1 protein-coding gene is annotated in these 461 nt (G+C 65.9%); it reads right to left on the bottom strand.

Annotation, left to right across the window (positions count from 1 at the left end):
- Nucleotides 1-12: 12 nt before the first annotated feature.
- Nucleotides 13-461: biliverdin-producing heme oxygenase (locus tag EOE48_RS28765; RefSeq protein WP_127734245.1), on the bottom strand; the 449-nt coding region annotated here is incomplete at its 5' end.

Below are 461 nucleotides of genomic sequence, written 5' to 3'. Positions count from 1 at the left end.
GGTTACGGCGTATCAGACCAGCGCGGCATCCGCAGCATAGGCATGTTTGAGCAGTTCGGTGAAACGCTCGAAGGCGGCAACTGCACCGCGTTCGGCAGCGGCTTCCTCTTCAGCCGACAGCTCAAGGCCATCGAGGATGCGGGTGAACTGCTTCCAGCCTTCGGCACGGCCACCGGCTGGCTCGCCCAGGTGGCGGGCACCGAAGGTGTCGGAAAGCTCCAGGGCCACGGCACGCTTGATCAGAAACGCAGCGCCCAGTTTGGAGCCTTCAGAGACGAAGATCCAGCCCATTGCCTCGCCCAGGCTCGGCTTGCCCACGGCGCCTGGCACGGCGGCTGGCACTTCGGTGTCGAGGTCGGCGAGGTCCAGGCGGGCCTGGTCGGCACGGCAACGCTCGGCCAGGTCGGGGACTATGGCGTTCAGCTGCGGATCGTTGTACAGGGCTTGCAGCTCGGACTGGA

It is taken from the genome of Methylobacterium oryzihabitans, from assembly GCF_004004555.2.
In the GTDB taxonomy this organism is placed as follows: domain Bacteria; phylum Pseudomonadota; class Alphaproteobacteria; order Rhizobiales; family Beijerinckiaceae; genus Methylobacterium; species Methylobacterium oryzihabitans.
This window is presented reverse-complemented; position numbering and strand designations above follow the sequence as displayed.